The organism is Sphingomonas abaci, assembly GCF_014199625.1.
Lineage (GTDB): Bacteria > Pseudomonadota > Alphaproteobacteria > Sphingomonadales > Sphingomonadaceae > Sphingomonas > Sphingomonas abaci.
The window spans coordinates 221,603-234,499 of record NZ_JACHNY010000006.1 but is presented as its reverse complement, the minus strand read 5'-3'; the positions used below and the strand labels follow the sequence as shown (position 1 = coordinate 234,499).

The 12,897-nt window shown below is 69.7% G+C and carries 14 protein-coding genes; 10 read left to right on the top strand and 4 right to left on the bottom strand.

The genetic code is table 11. From position 1 onward, the window contains the following. Window positions 1-5 precede the first annotated feature (5 nt). From yaaA to GGQ96_RS14985, 5 genes are all read left to right on the top strand, one after another. On the top strand, window positions 6-746 hold the full coding sequence (yaaA, locus tag GGQ96_RS15005) for a peroxide stress protein YaaA (protein ID WP_184116177.1): 741 nt from the start codon (window positions 6-8) through the stop codon (window positions 744-746). Further along, window positions 743-1,423 (top strand): SDR family oxidoreductase, encoded by a 681-nt coding sequence (locus tag GGQ96_RS15000; RefSeq protein WP_184116175.1) that lies wholly within the window; start codon window positions 743-745, stop codon window positions 1,421-1,423. The genes yaaA and GGQ96_RS15000 overlap by 4 nt, the downstream gene beginning before the upstream one ends. A 125-nt stretch (window positions 1,424-1,548) precedes the next feature. Then, on the top strand, window positions 1,549-1,812 hold the full coding sequence (locus GGQ96_RS14995) for a hypothetical protein (RefSeq protein WP_184116173.1): 264 nt from the start codon (window positions 1,549-1,551) through the stop codon (window positions 1,810-1,812). 139 nt (window positions 1,813-1,951) lie between these two features. Next, window positions 1,952-4,753: a DNA gyrase subunit A gene (gyrA, locus tag GGQ96_RS14990; protein ID WP_184116171.1), complete on the top strand. Its 2,802-nt coding sequence runs from the start codon at window positions 1,952-1,954 to the stop codon at window positions 4,751-4,753. Continuing rightward, the gene (locus GGQ96_RS14985; protein ID WP_184116168.1) at window positions 4,753-5,106 is read left to right on the top strand and encodes a DUF952 domain-containing protein; all 354 of its coding nucleotides are present in this window, start codon (window positions 4,753-4,755) and stop codon (window positions 5,104-5,106) included. The genes gyrA and GGQ96_RS14985 overlap by 1 nt, the downstream gene beginning before the upstream one ends. Before the next feature lie 52 nt (window positions 5,107-5,158). Here GGQ96_RS14985 and GGQ96_RS14980 read toward each other — a convergent pair whose 3' ends face one another. Then, a complete protein-coding gene (locus GGQ96_RS14980; RefSeq protein WP_184116166.1) occupies window positions 5,159-5,623 on the bottom strand; it encodes an Lrp/AsnC family transcriptional regulator in 465 nt (154 codons plus the stop codon). Between the two features lie 234 nt (window positions 5,624-5,857). On the opposite strand from GGQ96_RS14980, the gene GGQ96_RS14975 reads away from it, so the two are divergent. From GGQ96_RS14975 to GGQ96_RS14965, 3 genes are all read left to right on the top strand, one after another. Further along, window positions 5,858-7,522 carry a sensor histidine kinase gene (locus GGQ96_RS14975; protein ID WP_184116164.1) on the top strand — a complete coding sequence of 555 codons (1,665 nt, stop codon included), beginning with the start codon at window positions 5,858-5,860 and terminating at the stop codon, window positions 7,520-7,522. Window positions 7,523-7,605: 83 nt separating this feature from the next. Then, a complete protein-coding gene (locus GGQ96_RS14970; RefSeq protein WP_184116162.1) occupies window positions 7,606-8,550 on the top strand; it encodes an NADP-dependent oxidoreductase in 945 nt (314 codons plus the stop codon). Between the two features lie 41 nt (window positions 8,551-8,591). Then, a complete protein-coding gene (locus tag GGQ96_RS14965) occupies window positions 8,592-9,068 on the top strand; it encodes a hypothetical protein (protein WP_184116161.1) in 477 nt (158 codons plus the stop codon). Here the strand turns inward: GGQ96_RS14965 and GGQ96_RS14960 are convergent, their stop codons facing one another. Continuing rightward, on the bottom strand, window positions 9,069-9,581 hold the full coding sequence (locus GGQ96_RS14960) for a DUF2141 domain-containing protein (RefSeq protein ID WP_184116159.1): 513 nt from the start codon (window positions 9,579-9,581) through the stop codon (window positions 9,069-9,071). Continuing rightward, a complete protein-coding gene (locus GGQ96_RS14955; RefSeq protein ID WP_184116157.1) occupies window positions 9,578-10,492 on the bottom strand; it encodes a hypothetical protein in 915 nt (304 codons plus the stop codon). Before GGQ96_RS14955 ends, GGQ96_RS14960 begins: the two co-directional genes overlap by 4 nt. 168 nt (window positions 10,493-10,660) lie before the next feature. Between GGQ96_RS14955 and GGQ96_RS14950 the strand changes: the two genes are divergently transcribed. Next, window positions 10,661-11,476, top strand: coding sequence for a DUF2334 domain-containing protein (locus GGQ96_RS14950; RefSeq protein ID WP_246360620.1), 816 nt, complete (start codon window positions 10,661-10,663; stop codon window positions 11,474-11,476). Then, a complete protein-coding gene (locus tag GGQ96_RS14945; RefSeq protein ID WP_184116154.1) occupies window positions 11,473-12,630 on the top strand; it encodes a glycosyltransferase in 1,158 nt (385 codons plus the stop codon). The genes GGQ96_RS14950 and GGQ96_RS14945 overlap by 4 nt, the downstream gene beginning before the upstream one ends. Here the strand turns inward: GGQ96_RS14945 and GGQ96_RS14940 are convergent. After that, window positions 12,620-12,868: a hypothetical protein gene (locus GGQ96_RS14940; protein WP_184116153.1), complete on the bottom strand. Its 249-nt coding sequence runs from the start codon at window positions 12,866-12,868 to the stop codon at window positions 12,620-12,622. The two genes, GGQ96_RS14945 and GGQ96_RS14940, sit on opposite strands and share 11 nt — an antisense overlap. Window positions 12,869-12,897 lie beyond the last annotated feature (29 nt).

Genomic DNA, 12,897 nt, shown 5'->3' with positions numbered 1-12,897 from the left:
AGCGGATGATTGCCGTGATCTCGCCCGCCAAGACGCTCGACTATGACAGCCCGCTGCCGATCCTGACCCCGACGCGGCCACGTTTCGAGGATGAGGCGGGTGCCCTGGCCCGCGCCGCCGCGCGCCTGTCGCAGAAGCGGCTGTCCGAACTGATGCGCATCTCGCCTGCGCTCGCCAAGCTGAACGCGGCGCGGTTCCGCGACTTCGCCGATGCGCCGGAGCGTCCCGCGCTGTTCGCCTTCGCCGGCGACGTCTATACCGGGCTGGATGCCAAGACGCTGGAGGTGCCGGCAGTCGCCTTCGCGCAGGATCACCTTCGCATCCTGTCGGGCCTCTATGGTCTGCTCCGCCCGCTTGATGCGATGCGGCCCTATCGGCTGGAAATGGGCACGCGCTGGGCCCCGCGCGGCGAGAAGCTGACCGATTGGTGGCAGGGCCGCATCGCCGATCGGCTGCTCGCCGATATCGGGCAGGAGGGGTCGGGCACGATCCTGAACCTCGCCAGCCAGGAATATTGGGCGGCGGTCGAGGGGCGGCTGCCCGCCTCGATCCGCGTGATCGGCGTCGATTTCCGCGACGGCGGCCGCTTCGTCAGCTTCCATGCCAAGAAGGCGCGCGGGATGATGGCGCGCTGGCTGGTCGAGCATCAGATCGCCGACACCGACGGCTTGAAGGGCTTCGACACCGACGGCTATCGCTTCGATGCGGCGGAAAGCACCGACACCCAGTGGCGGTTCGCGCGATGAGCGCGGTCGTCATCGGCGCGTCGGGCGGGATCGGCGCGGCGCTGGTCGCGGCCTTGCGCGAGGAGGACGTGCCGGTGCGCGGCTTCGCGCGGCGCTTCGCGGGGGCCGACCGGCTCGACCTGGACGACGAGTCGAGCATCGCCGCCGCCGCCGCCAGCCTGGTCGCGCCGCCGACCCTGGTGGTCGTCGCCACCGGTCTCCTCCATGAGGACGGACAGATGCCGGAAAAGAGCATGGCCGTGCTCGATGCAGGCTGGCTGGCGCGCCAATATGCGGTGAACGCGATCCTGCCGGCGCTGGTCGCCAAGCACTTCCTGCCACGGATGCCGAAAAGCGGCCGTGCGGTGTTCGCGATCCTGTCGGCGCGGATCGGCAGCATCTCCGACAATCGACTGGGCGGCTGGTACGGATACCGGATGGCCAAGGCGGCGGCGAACCAGCTGGTGCGCACGCTGGCGATCGAGGAGCGGCGGCGCAACGATCGCACGATCGTGGTCGGCCTGCACCCCGGCACGGTGCGCACCGCCTTGTCCGCGCCGTTCCAGACCGGGGTGGCGGCGGACCAGCTCTTCGCGCCGGACCGCGCGGCGGTGCAGTTGCTCGACGTGATCGACGGGCTGAAGGTGACCGACAGCGGCAGGCTGTTCGCCTGGGACGGCGCGGAGATCCAGCCCTGATCGGCTGAAGCTGCTGGGGATGAAGGAAATTTCATCCCTTCGCGACATGTCGTACAGGCCGGTGGGCGCAGATCGATCATGGATGGCGGCGCTTCCGACGTCGCCCCGTATCGAGGATGCTGTCCATGACAAAGTCGCTCCCCTTCGCGTTGCTCGCCGCCGGATCGCTGCTGTCGGCCACCGCCGCCATCGCCGCGCCGCAGATGGCCGGGCAGCCCTCCGCCACCAAGGCGACCACCGCCACCCATATGGTCAAGACGACGCGCACCACCACCACGCGTCGCGGTGCCGCGCCCCGGATGGTCACCACCAAGACCAGCACCGGCAAGACCGTGACCTATGACTGCTCCAAGGCGGGCAACGCCACCAAGGCCGCCTGCAAGAAGTAAGCGCATTCGTCGGCGCCGTCGCTCGCTTCCGGCGGCGGTGCCGACCCTGGTCCCTCGCGTGCGCGCGTGCGCGTGACAATGGCGGCCGGACGTCCTACAGGAGTGTGACACTCCCGAAACCACCTGGAAGACAGAGACCTTGGCCGACGAGACCAGCCTCGCCGAACCCTCCGACATTTCGACGATCTCCATCGTCGATGAGATGAAGTCGAGCTATCTCGACTATGCGATGAGCGTGATCGTCGCCCGCGCGCTGCCCGACGTGCGCGACGGGTTGAAGCCGGTGCATCGCCGCATCCTCTATTCGGCCTATGAAAGCGGCTTCGTCGCCGGCCGGCCCTATCGCAAGTCCGCCCGCATCGTCGGCGACGTGATGGGTAAATACCACCCGCATGGCGACAGCGCGATCTACGACGCCTTGGCCCGCATGGCCCAGGACTGGTCGATGCGCGTGCCGCTGATCGATGGTCAGGGCAATTTCGGCTCGATGGACCCCGATCCGCCGGCCGCGATGCGCTATACCGAGGCGCGGTTGGCCAAGGTCGCCAATTCGCTGCTCGACGGGCTGGACAAGGACACGGTCGACTTCACGCCGAACTATGACGGGTCGGAGCGTGAGCCCTCGGTGCTGCCGGCGCAGTTCCCGAACCTGCTGGTCAACGGTGCGGGCGGCATCGCGGTCGGCATGGCGACCAACATCCCGCCGCACAACCTGGGCGAAGTGATCGACGCCTGTTTCGCCTATCTGGACAATGGCGCGATCACGTCCGAGGAACTGACCGAGATCGTCCCCGGTCCCGACTTCCCGACCGGCGCGATCATCCTGGGCCGGGCCGGTGCCAGGTCCGCCTACAGCACCGGGCGTGGATCGATCATTGTCCGATCGCGCCACACGATCGAGAACCATCGCGGCGACCGCCAGTCGATCGTGCTGACCGAGATCCCGTACCAGCAGGGCAAGAACGCGCTGGTCGAGAAGATCGCCGATGCCGCCAAGGAAAAGCGGATCGAGGGGATCAGCGACATCCGCGACGAGTCGAACCGCGAGGGCGTCCGCATCGTCATCGACCTGAAGCGGGACGCGACGGCCGAGGTGGTGCTGAACCAGCTCTGGCGGCACACGCCCGCGCAAGGCTCGTTCCCGGCGAACATGCTGGCGATCCGCGGCGGCCGGCCCGAACTGCTCAACCTGCGCGACATCATCCAGGCGTTCATCCAGTTCCGCGAGCAGGTTATCACCCGCCGCTCCAAGTTCGAGCTGAACAAGGCGCGCGAACGGGCGCATCTGTTGCTCGGCCTGGTGATCGCGGTCACCAACCTGGACGAGGTGGTGCGGATCATCCGTGGCTCCGCCAGCCCCGCCGCCGCCCGCGCCGCGCTGCTCGCGCGCGAATGGCCGGTGGCCGAGATCGCGCCCTATCTGCGGCTGGTCGAAGCGGTCGAGACCGAGGTGGTGGGCGATACCTATCGTCTGTCCGATGCGCAGGTGCGCGCGATCCTCGACCTGCGCCTGCATCGCCTGACCGCCCTTGGCCGCGATGAGATCGGCGACGAGCTGAAGGCGCTGGCGGATTCGATCGCGGAGTTGCTCGAGATCCTGGCCAACCGCGCCAAGCTCTATGAGGTGATGCGCGGCGAGCTGCGCGCCATCCGCGACCAGTTCGCGACGCCGCGCCGCACCGAAATCGCCGCCGCCGCCGACGGGATCGACGACGAGGACCTGATCGAGCGCGAGGACATGGTCGTAACCGTAACGGTCGAGGGCTACATCAAGCGCACGCCGCTCGACGCCTTCCGTGCGCAGAAGCGCGGCGGCAAGGGTCGCGCCGGCATGGCGACCAAGGACGAGGACGCGATCACCAGCCTGTTCGTGACCAGCACGCACACGCCGGTCTTGTTCTTCTCCACCGCCGGCAAGGTCTATCGCATGAAGGTCTGGCGCCTGCCGGAGGGGGGGCCGGCGACGCGCGGGCGACCGATGGTCAATTTGCTGCCGCTGGCGCCGGGCGAGACGATCTCGACCGTGCTGCCCCTGCCGGAGGACGAACTGCGCTGGGGCGACCTGCACGTCATGTTCGCGACCGCGCGTGGCAATGTCCGCCGCAACGCGATGGACGCCTTCACCAACGTGCCGACCAACGGCAAGATCGCGATGAAGTTCGAGGGCGAGGATGCCGATGATCGGCTGATCGGCGTCAAGCTGCTGGAGGAGGGCGACGACGTGCTGCTCGCCACCCGACAGGGCAAGGCGATCCGCTTCGCCGGCGAGGAGGTGCGCGAGTTCCAGAGCCGCAACTCGACCGGGGTGCGCGGCATGCGGCTGGCCGATGGCGACGAGGTGATCTCGCTGTCGATCCTGCACAAGGTCGGCGTCAACGATCAGGACGAGCGTGACGACTATCTGCGTCACGCGCCGTGGAAGGGCGAGGATGCCGATCGCCAGCCGCGCCGTATGGACGATATCCGCTATGCGTATCTGCGCGAGCGCGAGCAGTTCATCCTGACGATCTGCGCCAACGGCTATGGCAAGCTGTCGAGCGCCTATGAGTATCGCCGCACCGGACGCGGCGGCCAGGGCATCACCAATATCGACAATATCGGCCGCAACGGGCCGGTCGTCGCGAGCTTCCCGGCGAGCAAGGCGGACCAGCTGATGCTGGTCACCGACCAGGCCAAGCTGATCCGGATGCCGCTGGAAAGCCTGCGCGTGATCGGGCGCGGGTCGGCGGGCGTGCGCCTGTTCGACGTGGCCAGGGGCGAGCATGTCGTCTCCGCCGCACGAATCGACGAGGAGGACGCGCCGGAGAACGAGGCCGAGGCGCTGGTCGCGACGGAGCTTGGCGCGGCCCCGCCCGTTGATGCCGCCGACACGCTCACCGTCGATGACGGCACCGGTCCGCAGACGATGGACGAGCAGGTCGACGAGAGCGGAGACGAATGATGACCGAGCGCCCCCTGACCGCCTATAAGGTGCTGACGGCCGAGCAGATGGCGACGCTGGAGCGCGACGGCTGCTTCCAGGGGGCACCGGTCGATCTGGCCGACGGCTATGTCCATCTGTCGACCGCCGACCAGCTGACCGAGACGGTGGACAAGCATTTCGCCGGGCAATCCGACCTGCACGTCGCGGCCGTCGACCTTGGCAGCTTCGGCGATTCGCTGAAATGGGAGGAGAGCCGGGGCGGCCAGCTCTTCCCGCACCTCTATGGCCCGCTGCTGCTGGAGACGGTGGTCGCCTATGGCGCGCTCGAGCGGGACGCGGACGGCCGGGTGAAGCTGCCGATCACGGGGTGAGGCGCGGCGGAAGGCGTTTTACGGGCTAGGCGAACTGTCGCGCGGCCTCGCTTCAATCCCCCACGGGCACGCCGGTCTGCGACTTGGCGGTCCGGATCGTCAGCGAGGTCTTGACGCTCGCAACATTGGGGGCGGGCGTCAGATGCGTGGTCAAAATTTCCTGGAAGCTCTTCAGGTCGGTGGCGACAATCTTCAGGATGAAGTCGATCTCGCCGTTCAACATGTGCACCTCGCGCACCTCCGGTATGCGGGCGACATGCTCCTCGAAGGCGTTGAGATCGTGCTCGGCCTGGCTGCGCAGGCTGACCATCGCGAAGACGGTGATGGGATAGCCCAGCTTGCCCGCGTCCAGTTCGGCATGATAGCCGCGGATCGCGCCGGCTTCCTCCAGCGCACGAACACGGCGCAGGCAGGGCGGGGCGGTCAGTCCGACGCGTTCGGCGAGATCGACATTCGTCATCCGTCCATCGGCCTGCAGCAGACCCAGAATCTGCCGATCGATCCGGTCGAAAGTCATTACGCGGAACCTTTTCACTTTTCATTTTGGCCAACCGGCTGCGCCGTCACATAATATAATTGCCGACAAACGCAATTGTCCCACAATGTAACGGTGCGGAATTGATGGTTTCTCCCTACCGCCCGACCGGCTATGGGGCGATGTGCGCCATTCGGCGGTGCGCGCGGAGACTGATTCCCAGTGCGGTTCGATGACAGCCTGACCACCGTTCTATCGGCTGACATGGCGCCCGGCATGGGTGCCCAGACGGCGTGGCGGCAGCTTGTCGACCTGATGGGGCGCGGCCGTGCGCCGACCAACGACACGACGCTGGAGCGATTGGCCAGGCTGCGCGCGATCGTGCCGGTCGCGGTGCGCTCCGCCAGCGCGCGGGCGCTCGCCTTCGCGCGGCCCGATGCGGCCCTGGTCGAGTTCTTCGCGCAGGATGATCTGGCGGTCGCCGCGCCGGTGCTGCGCATGGTGACGCTGCCGGTGGATGCCTGGCTCGACCTGCTCGGTCGCCTGACGCCCGCCTGCCGCGCGGTGCTGCGCCAGCGCCGCGATCTGCCGGCCGAAGTCGAGCGCGGGCTGGAAAGCTTCGGCGCGGTGGATTTCGTCATCACCGATGCGCGGCCGGTCGTCGCGGTCGAGGCGGCCGATCCGGCCGCCGCCGCCGAGCCGCAACGTCCGATGGTCGACACACCGGCCCCCGCCGTCGCGGTCGCGCCGACGGTGGCCGAGCCGGAACCGGAACCGGCCGTGGCATCGGCGGCATCGGATGGCGTGGTGCCGCGGTTCGAGATCGCCGACCTAGTCGCGCGGATCGATGCCTTCCAGCGCCAGCGCGACGAGGACCCCGCCGAACCGCTGCCGGCCGGACCCGAGCTTCTGGTCGAGGCGGCGGAGCGGGCGGAGCCGGGCTTCCGTTTCGAAACCGATGCCAACGGCCTGATCCGCTGGGTCGATGGCGTATCGCGTGCGGCGCTGGTGGGCGTGACGCTGGCCCATGCCAGCCGCCAGGGTTGTGCGCAGGTCGATGCCTCGGTCGCGGCGGCGGTGCGGGGCCGCTCGCGCTTCACCGAGGGGCGATTGGAGGTCGACGGCCTGTCCGACGCGGCCGGCTCCTGGCGCGTCACCGGCGTGCCGATGTTCGATCCCGCCAGCGGTCGCTTCACCGGCTATCGCGGCGTCGCGCGCCTGCCTTATCGGCACGAGACGGCCGCGCGGTCGAGCGCGTCGGACCAACTGCGTCAGCTGGTGCATGAACTGCGCACCCCCGCCAATGCGGTTGCGGGCTTCGCCGAGCTGATCGAGTCACAGTTGCTGGGCCCGGTGCCCGACGTCTATCGCGCCCGCGCGGCGGCGATCCGCTCGCAGGCGGCGGGGCTGTTGTCGGCGATCGACGATCTCGACACCGCTGCCCGGATCGATGGCTGCGCGCTCGACCTGCGAGCGACGATCGTGCCGATCCGTCCGCTGCTGGAGCGGGTGGTGCGCGACCTGACGCCGCTCGCCGCCGAGCGCGGCGCGACATTGGTGATCGTGGGCGAGGGGTCGGTGTCCGCCGACGACCGGGCGGTTGAGCGACTGCTGGCCCGGATGTTGGCGGCACTGCTGTCGGCGGCGCGGCCCGGCGAACGGATCGGCGTCAGCGTTGAGAGCGACGGCGCTCGGGTCCAGATCGTCGCCGACCGGCCTGATGCGCTGGCCGACCTGACCGGCGATGCGCTGTTCACGCTGGACGGCCGCGTCGGCGAGGACGAGCCGGGCGTGCCGTTGCTGGGGGCGGGCTTTACGCTGCGGCTGGTGCGCAACCTTGCCGTCGAGCTGGGCGGCGCGCTGGATATCCTGCCGGGGCGGCTCACCGTGCGCTTGCCGGCGGGCGAGGATCGGCCGGCGGACCAGATCGCCCAGCACTGATCGTCCCGCACGGTTCGTGAGGGTCGCGGGAGCCGGATGGCTTCCTGCGGGTTTGTGCCTCGACCTTTGTTCGAGGACCGGTGATGACCGAGACAGCAAGCGCGATTCAGATCACCCGCTTCGGCGATCCCGCCGAGGTGATCGAGCGGGCCCAGGTCCCGATCCCGCAACCGGTCGATGACGAGGTGCTGGTCCGCGTGCGCGCCGCCAGCATCAATCCGGTCGACTGGAAGATCGCACAGGGGGACTATCCTCCGGTCGGCGCAGACCGCTTGCCGCTGGTGCTGGGCCGCGACGTGGCCGGGACGATCGAGGCGGTCGGCACGCGCGCGCATTACATGCTCAGCCACGGCGACCGGGTTTTCGCCTTTATCGGCCAGGAGCGCGGCGGCCAGAGCGCCTATGTCGTGGTCAAGGCGGTGGAGCTGGTCGCGATGCCGGCCGGTCTCGACTTCGCCCAGGCGGCGGGCGCGGGGCTGGCTTCGATGACGGCGTGGCAGGGATTGTTCGATCATGGCGGACTGGCGGCCGGACAGCGCGTGCTGATCCATGGCGGGGCCGGCGGCGTCGGCCATCTGGCGGTGCAGATGGCCCGGTGGAAGGGAGCGACCGTCTTCGCCACCGCCTCCGCCCAGGATCGCGACTTCGTACGCTCGATCGGGGCGGACACGGTGATCGACTATGCCGCCGAACGGTTCGAGACGATCGCGACGGACTGCGACCTGGTGTTCGATACGCAGGGCGGCGCGGTGCAGCGGCGTTCGTTCGACTGCCTCAAGCCGGGCGGCCTCCTGGTCTCGACCCTGGAGCCGCTGGAGAGCGAGGCGGCCGCGCGCGGCGTGCGGATCGCGCCGCGCTATCACGCCACGCCCAATGCGGCGCAGCTCGGCGAAGTGGCGGACCTGCTGGCGAACGGCACGATCCGGGTCGAGGTCGCCAAGTGCTTCGCGATGGAGGATTTCGCCGCCGCTTATGACTGCGCCCGCCACGCGCACCCGCGCGGCAAGGTGGTATTGACGCTGGACTGACCCGTCCCGACGAGCGGACGGTTCCATGGGAAGGAGCTGATATGATTGCTACGCTGGCAGAGCTGGACCGGGTGCGCGACGAATGCCGCAAGATGGTGACGCAGCGTTCGCTGCTGTCCGCGGGGGCGGCGGTGGTGCCGATCCCGGGCGCCGACCTGGTCGCCGATGTCGGCCTGCTGACCAATTTGCTGCCGGCGATCAGCGCCAAGTTCCAGCTCGACCACGCGCAGGTCGAGAAGATGGACCCGAACATGGCGCAGCAAGTGCTGGTGATGGCGACCAGCCTGGGCAACAACGCGATCGGCCGGGTGGTGACGCGCAAGCTGGTGATCGCGATCCTGCGGCGGATGGGGGTGCGGATCGCGGCGGGGTCGGCGGCCCGCTTCGTGCCGTTCCTGGGTCAGGCGGTGGCAGCGACGATCAGCTTCGGCGCGATGAAGCTGGCCGGCAACGCGCATATCGACGATTGCTACCGCACCGCCCGCACGCTGATCGAGGGCAAGCGGGCTGGCGCCTGATCACGGCGCGGCGACGGGACCGAAGCTGAACAGGCCGCGGCGATAGTTCATCACCACGCGCATCTCGGTCGGGCCGGCACCGACCGTCACGCTGGCGGCCTGGGCGGAGGGTTTGGACAGGCCGATCTTCGGGTTGCCGCCGAACCCGGCACCGTCGCGCGACAGGCTGAACTTGTGACCGCCATCGACATTGTGGATCACCGCCAGCGAATAGGTGCCGGGGCCGGGCACGCGCAGGCAGATCCGAACCGGACCACTGGCGGGCACGTCGACGCTGGCGCGGCGGAAGGTCTTGCCAGCGGCGACCAGCACATTGTCGTCGCCCAGGAAATCGCCGTCGCGCGCCGGATAGAGTTCGGCGCGGACCCGACCCCTTCGCACCTTCAGCCCGGTCACGTCGACGATCAGCGCCGGGCCGCTCTCATCGGGCCGACAGCGGGCGGCGGCGACGCCCAGTTCCGGGCTGGAACGGAGGGCGGGCTCGGCGGCGGCGAGCAGCAGCGCGGCGATCATGCGCGATTCTCCGAGCGGACCAGGTCGGCGACGCCCAGTGCAGCGCCCAGGAAGATATGGGTGGCGAGCGTCAGTCCGGCGACCATCACCAGCATCGCGGTCATCGACGGCGCGTCGCCGATCATGAAGGCGACCAGCCCGGCGAACACGATGTCGCGATTGGGCAGCAGCGGCAGGCGCGAGACCAGCATGCGGAGCGTCGCCAGCACCAGCCACCACAGGATCGGCACCCCCGGCATCGCCAGCCGCCACAGCAGCGCGGTGAGCAGGATGACGACGGCAATGCGGCCGAAATGCACGCCGGCGATCCCCCACAACTCACGCGAGGTGCAGGAGAAGAGACGCCGTCCCATCAGGAGCGCGACCAGCGAGGGCAGGGCGATGATCGCGGTCGCCAGCGCCACCACCCATTCGGTCAGGCCCAGGTTGAGCGCCGACAGCAGCGGCCAGCAGGCGAGCATCAGCGCGACGGTGATGCCGTTGGCGACGGTCGCCGACAGGATCGTCACGTCCTTGATGACGCCGAACGGCGCGGCGGCGAGCCGGGCATGGCGACGCGCCCAGCCATAGAAATAGACCTCGCCGGAATAGCCGAGCACGATCTCGTTGGCGATCCGCTTGCGCAGCAGCGCGCCGAGGCCGGTCACCGGCAATTGCCACAGGCGGCGATAGATCAGCCACTCGCCGATCGGCAGCGCCATGTAGCCGGCGGCGAAGACCAGCCAGAAGGCGGGCGAGGCGGGCAGGTCGTGCAGGACGCCGGCCAGATCGAGATGGCGGAGTTGCCACAAGGCCGCCGCCAGAATCGCGAGCGACAGGACGGGCGCGATCCAGCGACGCAGGCCGCTGCCACGCTCGATCAGCGGGCGCAGCTCCACGGGGGCGGGGGCGAACAGGGCGGACTCGGGCATGGACGGGCTCTAGCGGACCGGTCGGCGCGAGCGCGCGGGCGGGGTTTCGGGCTGGGTCACGACGACAGGACGACGCCGCGCCGCTCGACCCGCAGGGCCGGCGCCGGATTTTTTTCCCGCCCGGTGCGGAAGCCGGCTGGCGGCGCCGTCATCGCCAGTGACATGCCCTTGCCTTCGCTTCCCTTCCGCCCCGCCGCGCTGATCCCCCCCGCGGCGGATCGTCGTCTGCTGGTGTCGATCCACGACGTCTCGCCCGCCTTCACCGCGCCGGTGGAGGCGCTGGCGGCCCGGTTGCGCGTCCTGCTCGGTGGTCCGCGCTTCGCGATGCTGGTGGTGCCCAACCACTGGGGCCGTGCGCCGATCGCGGGCGATGCCGCCTTTGCGCGGCGGCTGCGCGGCTGGGCCGATGAGGGGATCGAGATGTTCCTGCACGGCTGGCTGCACCGCGACGACAGCCGGCACGACGGCGCCGCCGCCGCGTTCAAGGCGCGGCACATGACGGCCGGCGAGGGCGAGTTCCTGGGGCTGAGCGCGGCCGAGGCGGAGCGTCGGCTGCGCGACGGCCGCGACATCGTCGAACAGGCGATCGGCCGGCCGGTGGCGGGCTTCATCGCCCCGGCCTGGCTGTACGGCGAAGGCGCGCACCAGGCGCTGGCGGCGACCGGCTTCGCGCTGGCGGAGGATCACTGGCGCGTATGGCGGCCGCAAGGCGGCGAGACGGTGGCGCGCGGGCCGGTCATCACCTGGGCCAGCCGCAGCACCGCGCGCACCGCCAGTTCGCTGGCGGTCGCGGGCGTGGCGCGGACCGCGCGGCGCATGGTGCCGGTGGTGCGGCTGGCGGTGCATCCGGGCGACATGACCAAGACCTCCATCGTCGCCAGCATCGCCCGCACCGTCCGCGCGCTCGCCGAGGTGCGCCAGGTCGTGCGCTATGCCGACCTCGATCATGGGGTGGGTAGGGGGAAGGGCCGGAAGGCGGCATGAAGATCGTCGATGTCTGCGCCTTCTACGCGCCCAAGGGCGGCGGCGTGCGCACCTATGTCGACCAGAAGCTGATCGCGGCGGCCGCGATGGGGCACGACCTGGTGGTGATCGCGCCGGGCGACGAGGACCGCGTCGAGATGCGCGAGGGCGGGGGCCGCATCCGCTGGATGCGCGCGCCGCTCTTCCCGCTGGACCGCGCCTATCGCTATTTCTCCGACCGCGCGGCGCTCCACCGCGCGCTGGACGAGGAAGCGCCGGCCGTGGTCGAGGTGTCGTCGCCCTGGCGCAGCGCCTCGATGGTCGCCGACTGGGCGGGAGAGGCGCGGCGCGTGCTGGTCGCCCATGCCGATCCGCTGTCCGCCTATGCCTATCGCTGGTTCGGCGGCATCGCCGACCGGGCGGCGATCGATCGCGGCTTCGACTGGTATTGGCGCCACCTCCGCCGGCTCGACGCACGCTTCGACCTGGTGGTCAGCGCCAGCGACAGCCTATCCCGCCGGCTGATCGAGGGCGGCCTGGGCAAGGTGACGACCAATCCGATGGGGATCGAGCCGGGGCATTTCTCTCCCGCCCGGCGCGATCCGGCCTTGCGTGCGCGGTTGCTCGCCGAATGCGGGCTGGGGGCCGACGCGCTTCTGCTGCTCGGGGTGGGGCGGCATTCGCCGGAGAAGCGCTGGGGTATGGTCGCGCGCGCCGTCACCGCCGCCGCGGCCAGCCGCCCGATGGGGCTGGTGATCGTCGGCGACGGACATGACCGGCGCTCGGTGATCCGCGCGGTCGGCGGCAATCCGCATATCCGGCTGGTCGCGCCGATCCGCGACCGGCCACAACTGGCGACGCTGATGGCGAGCGCCGACGCGCTGGTCCATGGCTGCGAGGCGGAGACCTTCTGCTTCGTCGCGGCGGAAGCGGTGGCGTCGGGCCTGACGGTGATCGCCCCCGACCTGGGCGGCGCGGCGGACTGCGCCCGCGCCAATGAAGGGTGGACGTACAAGTCCGCCAGCGCGCGCAGCCTGAGCATGACGCTGCGCCAGTTCGCGGAGTCGCCGCAGGCCCCGCGCGATCCCGGCCGGACCCGCTCGATGGCGGATCATTTCGAAACGCTGTTCGCCGCCTATGCCGGCTTGGACCCGGCGCGGACGATCACGCGCTGAATCGGCTGGGCCTGGTTCCACGGAGCGCCATCGCCAGCCGGACAAGCCATGTCGCGGCCAGGATCAGCACCATCAGCACCGCTCCGACATAGAAGCTGGGCAATTGCCAGGCCGACCGGCCGGTCGCTGGCGTGGCTGGTGACGAAAGCGGCGTCGCACCGTTCGCGACGAAGCTGCGCGGGGACAGCATGTCCTCAATGGCCCGCCGATCATCGATGCGCTCAAGCTCGGTCAGCATTTCCTACCTACTCCCCACATCCTCCATGC

What these genes read in the sequence shown, in the direction of transcription:
- GGQ96_RS14965 (WP_184116161.1), top strand. Translation starts at nt 8,592, where the DNA reads ATGATTGCTACGCTGGCAGAGCTGGACCGGGTGCGCGACGAATGCCGC.
- GGQ96_RS14975 (WP_184116164.1), top strand. Translation starts at nt 5,858, where the DNA reads ATGGGTGCCCAGACGGCGTGGCGGCAGCTTGTCGACCTGATGGGGCGC.
- GGQ96_RS15000 (WP_184116175.1), top strand. Translation starts at nt 743, where the DNA reads ATGAGCGCGGTCGTCATCGGCGCGTCGGGCGGGATCGGCGCGGCGCTG.
- GGQ96_RS14980 (WP_184116166.1), bottom strand. Translation starts at nt 5,623, where the DNA reads ATGACTTTCGACCGGATCGATCGGCAGATTCTGGGTCTGCTGCAGGCC.
- yaaA (WP_184116177.1), top strand. Translation starts at nt 6, where the DNA reads ATGATTGCCGTGATCTCGCCCGCCAAGACGCTCGACTATGACAGCCCG.
- GGQ96_RS14985 (WP_184116168.1), top strand. Translation starts at nt 4,753, where the DNA reads ATGACCGAGCGCCCCCTGACCGCCTATAAGGTGCTGACGGCCGAGCAG.
- GGQ96_RS14940 (WP_184116153.1), bottom strand. Translation starts at nt 12,868, where the DNA reads ATGCTGACCGAGCTTGAGCGCATCGATGATCGGCGGGCCATTGAGGAC.
- GGQ96_RS14960 (WP_184116159.1), bottom strand. Translation starts at nt 9,581, where the DNA reads ATGATCGCCGCGCTGCTGCTCGCCGCCGCCGAGCCCGCCCTCCGTTCC.
- GGQ96_RS14970 (WP_184116162.1), top strand. Translation starts at nt 7,606, where the DNA reads ATGACCGAGACAGCAAGCGCGATTCAGATCACCCGCTTCGGCGATCCC.
- GGQ96_RS14995 (WP_184116173.1), top strand. Translation starts at nt 1,549, where the DNA reads ATGACAAAGTCGCTCCCCTTCGCGTTGCTCGCCGCCGGATCGCTGCTG.
- GGQ96_RS14945 (WP_184116154.1), top strand. Translation starts at nt 11,473, where the DNA reads ATGAAGATCGTCGATGTCTGCGCCTTCTACGCGCCCAAGGGCGGCGGC.
- GGQ96_RS14955 (WP_184116157.1), bottom strand. Translation starts at nt 10,492, where the DNA reads ATGCCCGAGTCCGCCCTGTTCGCCCCCGCCCCCGTGGAGCTGCGCCCG.